15 protein-coding genes and 1 pseudogene are annotated in these 15,352 nt (G+C 69.6%); 9 read left to right on the top strand and 7 right to left on the bottom strand.

Annotation, left to right across the window (positions count from 1 at the left end; translation table 11 throughout):
- Positions 1-255 precede the first annotated feature (255 nt).
- Together ACTWQO_RS36900 and ACTWQO_RS36905 are read right to left on the bottom strand one after the other, a co-directional pair.
- Positions 256-1,125, bottom strand: a complete 870-nt coding sequence (locus ACTWQO_RS36900) for a dioxygenase family protein (protein ID WP_399476918.1) — start codon at positions 1,123-1,125, stop codon at positions 256-258.
- Complete coding sequence (locus ACTWQO_RS36905) at positions 1,118-2,251, bottom strand: maleylacetate reductase (RefSeq protein ID WP_443241742.1); 1,134 nt, start codon at positions 2,249-2,251, stop codon at positions 1,118-1,120. The genes ACTWQO_RS36900 and ACTWQO_RS36905 overlap by 8 nt, the downstream gene beginning before the upstream one ends.
- Positions 2,252-2,635: 384 nt before the next feature.
- Between ACTWQO_RS36905 and ACTWQO_RS36910 the strand changes: the two genes are divergently transcribed.
- The 4 genes from ACTWQO_RS36910 (at position 2,636) to ACTWQO_RS36925 (ending at position 6,477) form a co-directional block, all read left to right on the top strand.
- Complete coding sequence (locus ACTWQO_RS36910) at positions 2,636-3,391, top strand: CoA transferase subunit A (RefSeq protein ID WP_443241743.1); 756 nt, start codon at positions 2,636-2,638, stop codon at positions 3,389-3,391.
- Positions 3,391-4,038: a CoA transferase subunit B gene (locus tag ACTWQO_RS36915; RefSeq protein WP_443241744.1), complete on the top strand. Its 648-nt coding sequence runs from the start codon at positions 3,391-3,393 to the stop codon at positions 4,036-4,038. The genes ACTWQO_RS36910 and ACTWQO_RS36915 overlap by 1 nt, the downstream gene beginning before the upstream one ends.
- Before the next feature lie 2 nt (positions 4,039-4,040).
- Positions 4,041-5,243, top strand: a complete 1,203-nt coding sequence (locus ACTWQO_RS36920) for a thiolase family protein (protein ID WP_399477037.1) — start codon at positions 4,041-4,043, stop codon at positions 5,241-5,243.
- A 640-nt stretch (positions 5,244-5,883) separates the two neighbouring features.
- Entirely contained in the window at positions 5,884-6,477 is a 594-nt protein-coding gene (locus ACTWQO_RS36925) for a malonic semialdehyde reductase (RefSeq protein ID WP_443241745.1), read from the top strand.
- Between the two features lie 193 nt (positions 6,478-6,670).
- On the opposite strand, the gene ACTWQO_RS36930 is transcribed toward ACTWQO_RS36925, so the two are convergent.
- The 4 genes from ACTWQO_RS36930 to ACTWQO_RS36945 form a co-directional block, all read right to left on the bottom strand.
- Positions 6,671-7,198, bottom strand: coding sequence for a hypothetical protein (locus tag ACTWQO_RS36930; protein WP_443241746.1), 528 nt, complete (start codon positions 7,196-7,198; stop codon positions 6,671-6,673).
- Between the two features lie 241 nt (positions 7,199-7,439).
- On the bottom strand, positions 7,440-8,591 hold the full coding sequence (locus tag ACTWQO_RS36935; protein ID WP_443241747.1) for a tyrosine-type recombinase/integrase: 1,152 nt from the start codon (positions 8,589-8,591) through the stop codon (positions 7,440-7,442).
- On the bottom strand, positions 8,591-8,803 hold the full coding sequence (locus ACTWQO_RS36940; protein ID WP_399476911.1) for a helix-turn-helix domain-containing protein: 213 nt from the start codon (positions 8,801-8,803) through the stop codon (positions 8,591-8,593). The genes ACTWQO_RS36935 and ACTWQO_RS36940 overlap by 1 nt, the downstream gene beginning before the upstream one ends.
- 129 nt (positions 8,804-8,932) lie before the next feature.
- Positions 8,933-9,190 (bottom strand): helix-turn-helix domain-containing protein, encoded by a 258-nt coding sequence (locus tag ACTWQO_RS36945; protein ID WP_443241748.1) that lies wholly within the window; start codon positions 9,188-9,190, stop codon positions 8,933-8,935.
- Positions 9,191-9,662: 472 nt separating this feature from the next.
- Between ACTWQO_RS36945 and ACTWQO_RS36950 the strand changes: the two genes are divergently transcribed.
- The 5 genes from ACTWQO_RS36950 (at position 9,663) to ACTWQO_RS36970 (ending at position 14,892) form a co-directional block, all read left to right on the top strand.
- Complete coding sequence (locus ACTWQO_RS36950) at positions 9,663-10,517, top strand: helix-turn-helix domain-containing protein (RefSeq protein ID WP_443241749.1); 855 nt, start codon at positions 9,663-9,665, stop codon at positions 10,515-10,517.
- 7 nt (positions 10,518-10,524) lie between these two features.
- Positions 10,525-11,211: a zinc finger domain-containing protein gene (locus ACTWQO_RS36955; protein WP_443241750.1), complete on the top strand. Its 687-nt coding sequence runs from the start codon at positions 10,525-10,527 to the stop codon at positions 11,209-11,211.
- A gap of 321 nt (positions 11,212-11,532) precedes the next feature.
- A complete protein-coding gene (locus ACTWQO_RS36960) occupies positions 11,533-12,483 on the top strand; it encodes a DUF2637 domain-containing protein (protein WP_443241793.1) in 951 nt (316 codons plus the stop codon).
- A gap of 238 nt (positions 12,484-12,721) precedes the next feature.
- Positions 12,722-13,222, top strand: a complete 501-nt coding sequence (locus tag ACTWQO_RS36965) for a plasmid mobilization protein (protein WP_443241751.1) — start codon at positions 12,722-12,724, stop codon at positions 13,220-13,222.
- Entirely contained in the window at positions 13,219-14,892 is a 1,674-nt protein-coding gene (locus tag ACTWQO_RS36970) for a mobilization protein (protein WP_443241752.1), read from the top strand. The genes ACTWQO_RS36965 and ACTWQO_RS36970 overlap by 4 nt, the downstream gene beginning before the upstream one ends.
- On the opposite strand, the pseudogene ACTWQO_RS36975 reads toward ACTWQO_RS36970, so the two are convergent.
- Positions 14,893-15,347, bottom strand: a pseudogene (locus tag ACTWQO_RS36975) (flavoprotein); the annotation flags it as partial.
- Between the last annotated feature and the right edge of the window lie 5 nt (positions 15,348-15,352).

The following is a 15,352-nucleotide window of genomic DNA, read 5'->3' on the forward strand; positions in this document are numbered from 1 at the left end:
ACCTCCGTGAAAGTCGGGAAGGGCGTCGGCCTTTGTTGGGCAGGGCGCTGGGTGAACTCACCGTCTTGCTGGGTGTGTTGGCGGGCTTGATCGTTCGAGCGGGGTGGGAAGGCGGCGGGGCGGCTGCCCTGTGACGTACGCGAGGTCGGCGCGCGGGGTGACCGGATCGTGCTTCGCCGAGTTCCGGGTCAAGTCGCGCGCCGGTCCTCGTTCATGGCGTGCAGACAGCCGACTGCGTAAGCGGCGGGGTGACGCTCAGTCCGCGGGGAGGGATTCGAGGACGAAGGTGTGGCGCAGCAGGGTGTACGGCACGTCGGTCAGCCCGCGGCTGGGCCCGGTGTCGGCCGCGTACGTGTCATAGGACGCGACCAGCGACTCCTTGACCCCGAACACCGGATCCGCATCCAGGTACGGGTCGTCCGAAGGGAACAGCATGGTGGTCACGCGCTGGAATCCCGGAGCCTCGATCAGCAGGTGCACATGGGCGGGACGCATGAGCGACCGGCCGGTCGCGCCCATGATCTCGCCGACCGGGCCGTCACCGGGTATCGGGTAGCTGGACGGGCGGATGGAACGGAAACCGAAGTGTCCCGTCTCGTCGGTCCGGAACAGCGCGCGCATGGCCGGGTCGACCCGGCCGGGCACATCCACGTCGTAGTGGCCCTCCGCGTCGCTGTGCCACACGTCCACCGCCGCGCCGGCCACCGGCGCTCCCTCACGGTCGACGACTCGTCCCTCGAAAAACAGCGGGGTACCGGGCAATCCTCCGGAGATGTCGGCGGCGTCGGGGTGCTGCGGCCTGTCGTCCCTGAAGAAGGGGCCGAGGACGCTGTTCTGTGTGGCTTCGGCAGGGCGTCGATTGCTCAGGGCGTCGACCAGCATGGTGACGCCCAGCACGTCGGACAGCAGGATGAACTCCTGGCGCGTCGGGGTGCACATCTGCCCGGTGCGAGTCAGGAAGTCCACTCCCCGGGCCCACTCCTCCTCCGTCAGATCCACGTCACGGACGAAGGCGTGGACGTGCCGCACCAGCGATTCCATGATCTCCGCGAGGCGGGAGTCCTTGGTGTCCTGCATGGTCGAGATCACGGCCTCGGTGATGGTGTCGCTGGTCAGATCACGCATGGCGTGCTCCCTTTGTGGTCGAGGCTTCGATGACGGAGTCGGACTGAGGATCTTCGTTGCCGGGTGAGGTCGACGGCGCTTCCCCGGCCCAGGCGCGTGTCAGCAGGGCGCGGACAGCGATCCGGTCCACTGGTCGCGGATTCCAGTAGCCGTCCCTCATGACGAGTTCGGCCGCCTGCTCGATCCCCGATTCCGGCATGCCGAGGTCCCGCAGCGCCCGGGGGGCGCCGAGCCGCCCGGCGAAGTCGAAGAGACCGCTCGCGGCGTCGTCCCCCCGCAGCGCCTGCGCGATGCGCGCAATGGCCTCCGGGGCCGCCGGCCCGTTGTGGGCGACCACGTGCGGCAGGACAACGGCATGGGTTTCAGCGTGCGGAAGCCCGAACGTGCCGCCCAGCACATGGCACACCTTGTGATGCAGGGCCATGCCCACCGTGCCGAGGCACGTGCCCGCCAGCCACGCCCCGTACATCGCATCCGCCCGCGCCGCTACGTCGTCCGGACGCCGCGCGACGACCGGAAGGGATCGGATGAGGGAGTCGAGTGCTTCACCGGCCATCAAGAAGGCGACCGGGTCCCGGTCCTGTGCATAGAGGGCCTCGACGGCGTGCGCCATCGCGTTGATGCCGCTGACCACCGATGTCGCCACGGGAAGTGTGAGCGTCAGGTCGACGTCGTACACCACCGTGTTGAGCAGCACTTCCGGCAGCCGTCGGGTCGTCTTCCTGCGGCCTTCGGTCTCTCCGAGGATCGGCGTCATCTCCGAGCCCGCGTAGGTGGTGGGCAGCGCCAGCTGACGAAGACCGGTCCGTACGGCGATGGCCTTGCCGAGGCCGATGGTCGATCCACCGCCGAGGGCGAGCACGGAGTCAGCTCCCACGGTTCTGGCGTACGCGACCGCCTTCTCCGTGACGTCGACAGGGGTGTGCGCAGCCGCTTCGGCGAAAGTTCCCGCTGCTGCGGCACCCAGCAGGTCGCGCATCTGCGCCGCCTGGTCCACCTGACCAGGTGTGCACAGGATGAGCACCCGACGGCATCCGAGAGCATCGGCCTCTTCCGGGATGCGGCTGCGCGTACCGCTGCCGAAGACCACCTTGGTGATCTGTCCCCGGTGCACGAATATCTTCATGAGAATTTCCTCGGTCCTACCACTCCTGTGTTCATGGAGGAAAGCGTCGGCACTCGGATGATGTGCGTCAATAAGATCTGTGAGTGATAACGCGGATCGGCGCGGGAATACCCTTTTCGCGCGACGTGCATAGACCCAGCGGCCTGTGGATCTGATGCGATATCCCCCATCTGCGGGATGCCGATGGATGCCCAGGCGTTGCACCGTGGAAGCACGTGTCTGTCAGGTGGGCCGCGAGGAGCCGGGCGGGCCTGCGGCAAAGCCCGTCCCACAATTCCCACGACGCCCGCAACGATATTAGAGAACCCGGCCGAATTCTTGATGTCGCGTTACGGAAAACAGCGTCCGATGGGTCCACATTGGCGAGAGGCAGAGCAAAAGAAGATGGATAAAGTGGTCGCCACGGCTTTGGAGGCTGTTTCGGATGTGCCGGAGGGTGCGTCGTTGGCGGTGGGCGGGTTCGGGTTGAGCGGTGTGCCGAATGCGCTGATCCAGGCCCTGTTCGAGCGGGGGGTGTCGGGGCTCGGCGTGGTCTCGAACAACTGCGGGGCGATGGAGTCGGGCCTGGCCGTGCTGCTCAGGGCCGGGCGGATCGCCCGGGTGACGGGGTCGTACATCGGCGCGAACAAGGAGTTCGCCCGGCAGTATCTGGCCGGTGAGCTGGAGTTCGAGATGATCCCTCAGGGCACGCTCGCCGAAAGGCTGCGAGCCGGCGGCGCCGGGATCCCCGCCTTCTACACCCCGGCCGGGGTGGGTACGCAGGTCGCCGACGGCGGGCTGCCCTGGCGCTACGACGGCTCGGGCGGCGTGGCTCTGGCCTCGCCGCCGAAGGAGGTTCGCGAGTTCGACGGCACCCAATACCTCCTGGAGCTCGGCATCCGCACCGACTTCGCGCTGGTGCGGGCCGCGAAGGGCGACCGGCACGGCAACCTCGTCTTCAGCAAGTCCACCCGCAACTTCAACCCGCTGGCCGCCATGGCGGGCAAGGTCACGATCGCCGAGGTGGAGGAGCTGGTCGAGCCGGGCGACATCGACCCGGACGCGGTGCACCTGCCGGGCATCTTCGTACAGCGGGTGGTGGCTCTCACCCCCGAGCAGGCGACGGACAAGCAGATCGAGCAGCGGACGGTGAGCAGCTGATGGCGTGGACGCGGGAAGAGATGGCCGCGCGGGCGGCACGCGAGCTGGAGGACGGCCAGTACGTCAATCTCGGCATCGGGCTGCCCACCTTGATCCCCAACCACCTTCCCCCGGGCGTCGAGGTGATCCTCGAATCGGAGAACGGCATCCTGGGCACCGGCCCGTATCCGACCGAGGCCGAAGTCGACCCGGACCTGATCAACGCGGGCAAGGAGACGGTGACTGTCCTGCCCGGCGCTTCCTTCTTCGACTCCTCGCTCTCCTTCGGCATGATCCGCGGCGGGCACATCGACGTCGCCGTGCTCGGCGCGATGCAGGTCTCCGCGAGCGGGGACCTGGCCAACTGGGCCGTCCCCGGCAAGATGATCACCGGTATCGGAGGCGCCATGGATCTCGTCCACGGCGCGCGCACCGTCATCGCCGTGATGACGCACAACGCCAAGGACGGCTCGCCGAAGATCCTCACCGAGTGCGCACTGCCGCTCACCGGCAAGTCCTGCGTCAACCGGATCATCACCGACCTCGGCGTCCTCGACGTCACCGGCGACGGCCTCGTCCTCGTCGAGACCGCGCCCGGCGTGAGCGCCGACGACATCGTGGGCAAGACCGACGCGAAGGTTCACATCACCCAGGAGCTCTCGTCATGACACTGCGGGACGTCTACATCGTCGACGCGGTCCGCACGCCGTTCGGCAAATACAGCGGTTCCCTGGCCATGGTCCGCCCGGACGACCTCGGCGCGCATGCCATTCGTGAACTGCTCGCGCGTACACCAGAGTTGGACCCGGCCCTGATCGGCGACGTGTACTTCGGCAACGCGAACGGCGCGGGCGAGGAGAACCGCAACGTCGGCCGCATGGCGGGACTGCTCGCCGGGCTGCCCACCTCGGTGCCCGGCGTCACCGTCAACCGGCTGTGCGCCTCCGGCCTCGAAGCCGTCATCCAGGCCGCGCGGGCCATCGCGCTCGGCGACGCCTCCATCGCCCTGGCCGGCGGCGTCGAGTCGATGACCCGCGCACCCTACGTCCTGCCGAAGAGCGACAGGCCCTTCCCCGCCGCCCACGCGGAGATGTACTCGACCACCCTGGGCTGGCGCATGGTGAATCCGAACATGGACCCGCAGTGGACGATCCCGCTGGGCGAGTCGGCCGAACTCATCGCCGACAAACACCAGATCGGCCGTGAGCAGCAGGACGAGTTCGCGCTGCACAGCCATCAGAAGGCCGCCGCCGCGCAGGCGGCCGGGCTCTTCGACAGTGAGATCGCACCGGTCTCCATCCCGCAGCGCAAGGGCGACCCGGTCGTCTTCGCCGCCGACGAGTGTGTACGGGCCGAGGCGTCATTGGCGGCCATGGCCAGGCTGAAGCCGTCCTTCCGCAAGGAGAACGGCACGGTGACGGCGGGCAACGCCTCCCCACTCAACGACGGCGCCGCCGCGCTGCTCCTGGTCGACGCCGAGGGCCTGAAGGCCACCGGCCGCGAACCCCTCGCCCGCGTGTCCGCGACCGGCGTCTCCGCGCTCGACCCGCACTACTTCGGACTGGCCCCCGTCGAGGCCGTCACCCGCGCCCTGGCCAGGGCCGGCAAGACATTCGATGACCTGTCCACGCTCGAGCTGAACGAGGCGTTCGCCGCACAGGCCCTCGGCTGCCTCGCCGAATGGCCCGACTTCAACCCGGCGATCCTCAACCCGCAAGGCGGCGCGATCGCGCTCGGCCACCCGCTCGGCGCGTCCGGCGCCCGCCTCGCCGGCTCCGTCGCCCACCAACTCGCCCGCAAAGGCAGTGGAGTCGGAGTCGCCACCCTGTGCATCGGCGTCGGCCAGGGCCTCGCCCTCGTGCTCGAGCGCTGACACACGAAGTCGCAGGCACCAGCGTCGGTCCCGGCCACGGCAGCTCTACCACCGCCTCCAGGGCGGTGAACTGCTCGGCGAACACGTCGCCGGCCGGCATGTGGAGGATCCAGGCGTCCACACCCGGCACGCCCTCTTCCTCCGCGACGGCCGGGATCACGGCATCCGGCCACGCGGCTGCGCACGCCCGGAAGACATGCCTTGCCAGCGGACGGGGCGGGCACATCCATGCCATCCCCCGCCCCGCGCGTCGGGCACACCGCATCCACTCCGACATCACGCCGCACCACCCTGTGCTGCTCGCCCCGGACGGGCAGGTGAAGGCCATCGGCCCAGGGATCGCGGAGTTCATCCAGGCCGCGTTCTTTGTGGCGCGCTCCGGTTGGCCATCCAGCAGCAGCAAGGATCGCTCGAATAGGCGATGCCCCCGGCCGGCCGCCTGACCGAAGCTGGTCGCGATGCCGGCGGACCGCAGGGCGCGGCCGCGTCGACGCCGGTTTTTCGAAGCCGTCGGTCCAGGCGGCGTCCCCGTCGAACGCGCCCGAGTCGCAGGCGCACCATCACCGTCGTGAATCTGCCGGGCGTCAGCACCCGACTCATTTGCGCACACCATCCACCATTGCCGAAATAGGGATACGTCATGTCTCTCGCACTCGACCCCGCCGCCCAGGACCTTCTGTTCCGAGAGGCCCGGACGGCCAATACCTTCACCGATGAGCCGGTGACGGACGACCAGATCGAGGCCATCTACGACCTCGTCAAGTACGGCCCCACCTCGATGAACCAGCAGCCACTGCGGATCGTCCTGGTCCGCTCCGACGACGCGCGGAAGCGGCTGGTGCCGCATCTCGCCGAGGGCAACCAGAAGAAGACCGCCACCGCCCCGCTGGTCGCGATCCTCGCCGCGGACAACGAGTTCCATGAGGAGTTGCCGACCCAGTTCCCGCACTTCCCGCAGGCCAAGGATCTGTTCTTCGCCGAACGCGTGGTGCGGGAGAGGTCCGCTGCGCTCAATGCGGCGTTGCAGGTCGGTTACTTCATCGTCGGCGTCCGCGCCGCTGGTCTGGCGGCCGGCCCGATGACGGGGTTCGACGCCGAGGGGATCGACAAGGAATTCTTCGGTGACGGCGAGCACTCCGTACTGGTCGTGGTCAACATCGGCACGCCCGGAGATGCCGCCTGGTTCTCGCGCAGCCCGCGCCTGGCCTACGACGAGGTCGTCACCACTGTGTGACGCCGGGCGCGCATCTGTGGCATCCGGCTGCGGACCCTGGAGGACGTGTTCGCCTATGTCGCGGCCGAGGACGTCACCTCGCGGATCGACGGGATGGCAGCAGCAGGACATTCCGCCGAACGACTTGGGGCCCGTTCGTACCCTCCCTCGCGGAGCCTAAAGCCCGAGCCGGACGAGAACGGACGAATCGCGGTTATGCGGCGTCCGGCGCCCTGGCCCCTTCTGGGCCCGGGCCTGCAAGGCGCGGCTGGGACGGCCGGCTGACAGGCACCTGGGTGAGTCGTGAGCGCTGGGGATCGATATGAAGGCGTGCGGTGTTGATGAAGTGGAGCCGCGCGGTTTCCATTCGGTCGCGCGCCTCGCCCCAGGATTGCTCGTCGGGTACGACTTGCCGGATGAACTGATCGCTGCAGTCCCAGAACACTTCGTCGACCCGTGCTGCGGCGTCGACGACTGCGGGGCTGCCGACCAGCCAGATCGTTCCCAAGGCCACGTTCCAAGGCACCCAGTCCACGGGCTCGCCGTGTTTCCAGGCGCGACGCAGAGCGAGTTGGATTCGGGTGGACTCGGCGACGATCGCCGAGCAGGCGGCGATCTGCTTGTCACGTGCCCAATGCGTGCGTTCGCTGCGGCTGGTGAGCAATGAGCCGGCCACCACACCGATCAAGGCAGTGGCCACCCCGCCCACAGTGGTGACGGTTGTTGCCCAGTCCAGTGGCATCCAGCTTCCCCCAACGGCTGGTGTATTGGACGACTCTGCCCCCCAACCTTGTACTGGTATGCACACGGGCCTTCGCAAGAGCGGCATTTCGGCCATCATGTCGGGCCAGGGGGTACCTCGCTGTCACTGGGTGGTTGCGCACGTGGACGGCTGAAGTCCCCATCCTTTGCACGGCGCAGGAAGCCAGGACGGAATCCGGCCGGAGACTTGTCCGACCGGATTCCGTATGGCCATCGCGTTCTCACGCTTTTGCGACAGGTCTTCCCTCCGCGGCTGCCTCGCGCAATTGTTGCCGCACTTCGGCGTTGATGCCCTGGGCCAGCTTCTGCTGGTGCTTCGCCGTCGAGTGCTGGTAGATCAGCTGCGCCCGCTCCGAGGACTGACCGGCGCGGACCATGAGGTCCTTCAGCTTGGCGCCGGTGTCGGCGGCGAGGGTGTTACCGGTGTGGCGGAGGTCGTAGAAGCGGAAGTTGTCCGGCATACCGGCCTTGGTCCGCGCCTTGCGCCACTTGCGGCCGAAGGTCGAGCGGCGGAAGGGGGCGCCCTTCTCGCCGATGAAGAGGAGGCCGTCCGGTCCTTTCTCGGCGAACCACTGGATGTGACGGCGCAGCTCCGGGAGCAGGAAGTCGGGCAAGTAGACGGTGCGCTTGCCCGCCCGGGTCTTGGGGTCGCCGGTGACGCGCCTGCCATTGGTCAGCTCCGGCGAAGCCTGCGTGACGCGCAGGGAGCATTCGTCGAGATTGACACTGTGACGGCGCAGTTCAGCCAGTTCCTCCGGGCGGAGGGATGCGAAGGCACCGAGGAGAACCATCAGTCGCCAGCGCGGCCCCATGGCGTCGGCCAGGTCGAAGACCTGCTCGATGGTGGCGGTAGGGCGCTCGTCGGCCTCCTCCTTGCCGGCGCCCTTGATGCGGCAGGGGTTGCTGCGGAGGAGGTCGTCGTCGACCGCCGTCTGGAGAATGGCCTTCAACAGGCGGTACGACTTGGCGACCGTGGTGGCGCCGGTCGCCTTCAGGCGCTCGGCGCGCCATGTGCGGACGGAGGGCGGGGTGATCTCGTCCAGGTCTTGGCCGCCGAAGGTCGGCAGGATGTGCAGGCGGAGAAGTCCGTCGTAGCGGTCGACGGTCGTGGGGGCCAGGCCGCGCTCCTCCATCCAACGGAGCACGTACTTCTCGAAGTTGACCGCGCCGGCGTCCGGATCACGCCATGCGTTGCGCTCGATGTCCGCGCGGACGAGGTTGAGCCAGTCCTGGGCATCGGACTCGGTCTCGAACGTCTCCGGGGCGGTGTACCGCTGCCCGTCCGGGCCGATGTAGCGGGCCTGCCACCGACCCGAGGGGAGCTTGCGGGTCGTGCCGAACTCGCGCCGCCGCTGCGGCTTGCGTCCCGCCATCAGGCGGCCTTCCCGTAGCGGGTACGGACACGGCGAACCGGCTCGACGGTACGCGCCTCGACGTACTCGCTGATCGCACTCTCGGGGATGCGGACCGGTCGGCCGAGCTTCACGTAGCGGATGCGGCGCTCGGCGATCAGGCGGCGGACGAAGCGCTCGCCCGTGCCGAGCATTTCGCCGGCCTCGACCACGGTCAGGAGGCGGTCAGCCATTCGCGATCACCTCCGTCACGGAGGGGCGCTGGGGGCAGGCGGGAGCCGGGGGTATTGCGGGCAGGTGCAAGGGCGGTGGGTCCTCACTCGGGTGCGGGATGGGGCGGGCCGCGGCGTGGCGAAGGCGGTTCAGCCTGTGGGGCGGCCGGGCAGGAGCGCGGGTGCCGGGACGTGGAGGGCCTCGGCGATGGCGATGAGGTCGTCGATGTCGCATCGGCGCTGGGCGCGTTCGATGCGGGACAGCATGGTGTTGGACATCGGGTGGCCGAGGGCTGTCACGCGGTCGGCCAACTGCCTTTTTGACAGGCCGCGTTCGCCGCGGAGGATTTCGATGGCACGGGCCGCCTGCATTCCTGCCGGCCCGATTTCCAATGAGCGTGGGGGCATGGCTCCAATTGAAAGGCTCAATCGCCGGTTTTGGTAACCGGCGATCGTCGGCTATGTTGCGCTCGCGTCGTACGCTGCGGAGAGGTTTCCGGGGGTCGGGATGGGGGCGCGGACGGACGCGTCGATCGATACTCTGACGTGCGGTGTTGTGTTGTAGCTTCCCCGTCGGCGGCGCGTCAACGGCTTGCTGATGTGATGCTTCTGGCTTCGCCTGACGGTCCGTTATTTCGGCAGCGGCCGATTCGGGTTTATAATTTTGGCAATGCCTAGCTCGCAGTAAGCGTTCGCCGTCAGCTGTCTGATTTCTCGACGGAATGCTGGACTTGAGCGGCATGGATGTGGCTGTCTTGGCTATACGACGCCACCAGCCCTCCCTCGCGCCTTCTGCGGGGCGGTGGGCCAACCCCCTCCCTGTGCACCGCCCGACAAGGGCAACTGCACCTCCATGCCCTGACCTAGGAGCCGCCGCCCGATGAGCTACGACGCCCGCGAATGGGTGTGGGACCACAGCCGCAGCAAGGGCACCGCCCGCATGGTCCTCGCTCTGATCGCCGACCGGTGCCGCGACCGGCACTGCGTCGCGTACGCGTCCGTGCCCACCCTCATGAAACGCGCCAACGCCTCCCGTACCGCCGTTCGTGACGCGCTGGCCAAGTTGATCGCCGACGGTGAGCTGGTGCCGCTCCCCGACCGCAAGGGCCCAAGGGGAGAGACGTACTACCGCCTCCCAATCGCCGCCCAATTCATCGCCGATGAGCCCCGAGAGGGGGACCGGATTCCGGCACCTCAAGGGGGTCGGAATCCGACCCTCGGGGGGTCTGAATCCGACCCTGCCGAGCCCTTCGAGGGGGGATGGGAATCCGGCCCCGGGGAACAGATTCCGGCCCCCAGGGGGTCCGGATTCCGACCCGAGGGGGGTGCGGATTCCGACCCCCAGAACAGAAGAGAACCGAAGGTGAACGGTAGTAAGAGCAGCAGCAGCTCTGCCCCGCTCATCACCGCCACCGAGTGGCAGATAGACGAAAGCGCCCGCGCCTGGCTCCAGCACGACGGGCATCTCGACCGGCTCGGCGAGCACGGGCTGCACGCCGCCGACGCGAAGTGGCGCACCTACCGAAGCTCGTGGGATCCCCGCACCGCCGACGCATGGGCCGCCGACTGGCGCGCGTGGATCGCTCGGGAACGCACCCCCACCTCTGGCCGCCCGAACCTCTACGCCCTGCCCGGTGGCACACCCACCCCCACCTCGACCACCGGCATGACGCGCACCGAGGCGCACATGGCCGCCCTGCTCGCCGCCCTCGACGAACCGACCGGAACGGAGTAAGCCGCCTTTGGACCGACGCGAAGTCGCCGCCGTCCTCGCCTACATCGGGCGCCCCGATCCCCGCACCATCCCCGCCGGCACGGGCGATGCCCGTGACCAGATCGTCCAGTGGCAGGAGCTGCTCAGCGACGTGCCCTTCGCCACCGCCCACGGCTGGGACGTCCGTGAGGCGATACGGGCGCACATCCTGGACTCGCCGTACCCGATCCTCCCGATGGACGTCGCCCGCAAGTGGCGTGCCTACCGACGCGACCGCCTGGACCGGCACACCGACCCCACTCCGGTCGCCGATCCGGACAACCCCACCGCCTGGCGCACCGAACTCCTCGGCACACGGCACGCCGTCGCCACCGGCATGGCCGCGCCCTCCCCACACCGACAGCTCACCGGCGGCCCGCACCCGGACGTCGATGCCCGCCTCGCCGCAGTCGGATCATCCATCCCACCGGCCGTCCGCGCGGCACTCGCCCCCTACCGGCCCGCACGTGCCGCCCGCGAGGCCGCCGTCGCCGCCGGACAGCCCGACGCTCTCAGCGTCCCGTGCCGGTGGTGCCACGCCGACAAGGGCGAGCCCTGCCGCAGTCGGCGCCTGGACCTCGACGGCCACGCCCGGGGCAACGCACCCCGCACGAGGCCACACCCCACCCGCGTGGACCTCGCCGTGGCGGAGCTGGCCCGGCAGAACGCCGCGTGACCGGCGGCTGCCGTATCGGCGCCAGCGCCTGACCAACGGCCTCTCCGCCGCACCCCAATCCCACCTTCACCGCCCGTCGGCAGCACCAATGCCATGCCCGGACGGCTTCCTTGGAGACCTCTCCTCATGCCCGCCTAGCCCACCCTGGAGATACCTGACTTGCCCTCCCCCACCCCGATGCCCTCGGCCGCCATCCCCAGCGCCGACAGCCACCGCTCCCGCATCGCCCGGCTCCGCGCTCGCCTCGGCCACCGCGCAGCCGTACGCGCCGGGGGCCACCGCGCGAACCGCGGTGCACGCTTCACCCTCGTCGTCGGCCTGATGGCTGTGGTCCTCATGGCCTTCCGGGTCTCCTGGAACGCCTTGTCCGACGTTGCTCGAGCCATCGGCGCCGACTCCACCGCCGCCCTGCTGTACCCGATCGTGGTCGACGGGCTGATGGCCCTCGCGCTAATCGCCACACTCGTGCTGCCCGATGCCGACCGGAAGTTCGCGCTGCGGGTCCTGGCGACCTACACGATCGCCAGCCTCCTGCTGAACTACGTGCACGGTCTCACGCCGGCCCTGCACACCACGCCGACCCGGTGGGGCCGACTGACCGACTGGGACCCTGCGAACTGGGCCCTCGTACTGCTGGCGACCTCGCTCCCGGTCGGGTCGATCTACTTCGGGTCGGACCTCGTGGCGAAGGTGCTGCACCACCACCCCGAGCCGACTGACTCCGCCGAGGCGGCCTCTGTCCAGTCGGTTGGTCACCAAGCTGACGAGCAGGCCCCGCGGGCGACGCCTGACCAGGCCGAATCTGCCCCCGGGCAGCCGACCGAGTCGGCCCCCGTGAAGGCCGCCGAGGCGCCCGTGACGAGGCCGACCGAGGCCGACGAGTCGGCCGCTGTTACCCGACGGCCCCGGCCGACCACCGCGGTGGAGTCGACCGCAGCCGCCCGGCGTCGGGCGGCCGGTCGGGGCCGCGCCACCGCCAAGTCGTCCGCCGACCGCACGCGCACCGACGCCGAAGTCCTCGCCGAGGCCCGACTCTTGACCGCCGACTGGAGCGACGACCTGCTGACCGCCGAGCGTCTCCGCAGCGAACTACGGATCGGCCAGAGGCGCGCCCGCGCCCTGCGCGACCAGCTGCAGGACGAGCGCACCAGGCAGGCAGCCGAGCCTGTCGTGTACGACGGCTTCGAGGCCGAGCCTCTCGCTGGACTCGACGAAACCTCCGCCTCCCAGCGGCAGAGGCAAATCGACACATCCCCCGTCGGCGCCGTCTGACCCCCACGTTCGCGCCGATCGCCCCACACTTCCGGCTCGCCCCATGTCCCCGCGCCGACAAGCGCAGGGGCGTGGGGACCGCGCACAGCGAAGCACCCGACACCAGCACCCCACGGAGAACCGCCCCATGCGCGACCCGAACCACGAACTCCTCACCCACCAGCGGGAGATGACCACTGACCTGAACAGCGCAGCAAGTTGTCGGGTAAGGAGTCCTTACCCGGCCTCCGCCCCTGGGATGGCGGAGGCACCCGGCGCCGAGGGGGCACCGGGATCGGCCGGCCCGGGGGAGCCGACCGAGACGGGAGCCACCAAACCCTCGCCCCACGCCGCGCAGACGCCGACGCCGCACCGCCGTCTACGTCAGCCGCGCCTGCGCGAGCGCCGCGTCCACCCCCGTTACAGCGACAGCGAGTTCACCGACCTCGCCCACGCTGCCGCCCTCAGCCGTATGCAGATCGGCGGCTACGTCGCCGAGGCGTCGCTCGCCGCGGCCCGCGCCGAGGACCCCACGGCTGCGATCGCCGACTACCGCGCCATGGTGCAGGTGCTGATGGCCGCCAACCGGCAGCTCGCCTGGCTCGGCAACAACCTCAACCAGCTCACCTGGCACCTCCACAAGGACGGCGCCTGGCCCGAGCCCGACGTCGTCCACCGGCTTCTGGCCCGCGTCGAAGCATCGATCGGTGACGTGGACACCGCCATCGCCCAGGTCACCGAGGAAAGGCAGGGCCGGTGATACCGAAGATCATCACCGGCAAGGGCAGCACCCGCCGCCTGATCGCCTACCTCTTCGGCAAGGGCACCGCCAACGAGCACGTCGACCCCCACCTGGTCGCGTCCTGGAACGACTTCGCCCCCGACCCTGGCCGCAGCCCCCACCGCGACCCGAAGAAGGTGGAGAAGCAGCTCTACACGCAGCTCGACCAACCGGTGGCCATGCTCGGCCGCCGGGCTCCCCAGACCACGGTCTGGCACTGCCCGGTCCGCGCCGCACCGGAGGATCCGATCCTGTCGGACGCCCAGTGGGCCGAGATCGCCCGCCGGGTCGTGGCCGCCGCCGGCATCGCCCCCACCGGGGACACCGAAGCCTGCCGCTGGGTGGCCGTACGGCACGCCGAGGACCACATCCACATCGCCGCAACCCTCGTCCGCCAGGACGGACGCCGCCCCAAGCGGGACTACGACATCCGAGCCGTCCAGCGCGAAGCCCGCCAGATCGAAGTCGACTACGGGCTGCGGCGGTTGAATCCGGGCGACGGCACCGCCGCCAAGCGCCCCACCAGCAAGGAGCACTTCAAGGCCAAACGCCTGGGCCAGGACGCCACCTCCCGCGAGATCCTGCGTCGGCGCGTGCGCCGCGCGATCGCCGCCGCCTCCACGGAGACCGAGTTCTTCGCCCTCCTGGAGGCATCCGGCGTGGCGGTGCGGCCCAAGACCGAACCGTCCGGAGACGTGACCGGCTACAGCGTCAGCCTGCCCGGCGACGTCAACAAGCAGGGCGAACCCGTCTGGTACGCCGGTTCCACCCTCTCGGGCGACCTGTCCCTCCCGCAGGTCCGCAAACGGCTCACGGTGACCGCTCCCGAACCGGTCACCGTCCCGCCGGGCAGCCCATGGAACCAAGCCACGGCCGCCACCGAACGGATCCTCCACCACCTCACCCACAGCGAGGACGGCGTGGCCCAGGGCCAGCTGGCCGCGCTCGGCGGAGTGCTCGACCTGCTGCCCGTCACAGCCCAGACAGCAGCACGGGCCGAGCTGGAACAGGCCGCCATGGCGTTCGAACGGGCAACTCGCTCCCGCGTCGCCGCCGACCACTCCAGCGCCCGCGCCCTGCGGCGCAGTGTCCAGATGATCTGGAACGACCCCGTGCGGCACGGCGACGGTGCCGGACTGGCGATGCTGGTCGACGTGGCGCTCACCGCGGTCGCCTACGCCGTGCACTGGCACCGCACCCGCCGGCACGCCCAGCAGGAGGCCGCAGCCGAACAGGCCCTGGTCCACCTGATGACGGCTCACGCGCAGATCACCGAACCGATCCTGGCCCGCCTCACCACCCGAGCGCCGGGGTCGCAGACCAAGCGCCGCTACGCCTACCACCTGCAACAGGTGGTCCCCGAGCACGCCGAACGCATCCTCAACGACCGAGCCTGGGATGCCCTGACCACCGTGCTCGCCGAGGCGGAGGCCGCGGGTCACAACGTGTCCGCGCTCCTCGACCAGGCCGTTGGTCAACGCACGTTGGAGGATGCCCGCAGTCCCGCTCGCGCCTTGACCTGGCGGATTCGTCGCCTCGGCGAGCGCCACGTACCGGGCCCTCAGGCCCAAGCAGCCAACGCCCGCCACGCCGCACAACGCCCGACCTCGCCCCCACTCGCTCCGGAGGTCAAGGGGCACCAGCGCTGATCACGTCGCCACGGACACCACAGGGGCGAGGAGCTCCAATGCCTCCTCCCAGCGGTATCGGTCCGCGCCACCGCCGGCCTTGGCCGGTGAGACTCGTACGAGCCGATCAGCACGCCCATCTCACGCAGTTCGCCCAGGCTCCGGCGGTACGCGGGGTGCGCGGCCTGGGCCGAGTTCAGGTACTGCAGGGACGGTGGTGGGAATGCCCATGCCGTACGCCTCGCAAAGGATGCCCAGGGCGAGGGTGTCGGAGATGTCGACGGGCCACTTGCTGACCGTGTTGAAGGTGGCCGGCGCGACAGCGATCGCGTCCGCAGGGGGCGGGCGTCGCCCGGCGTACGCCAGGCCGAGCGGATCGGGTAGCAGGTCTGGGCTTCGATCGCCTCGGTGTCGAGGAAGCCCATGCCCTGCGGGGTGGCGGCGCCCCCGACGTCCCAGTTCCGTTGTCCTGTCGCTTGTG

It is taken from the genome of Streptomyces sp. 4N124 (assembly GCF_052245395.1).
Lineage (GTDB): Bacteria > Actinomycetota > Actinomycetes > Streptomycetales > Streptomycetaceae > Streptomyces.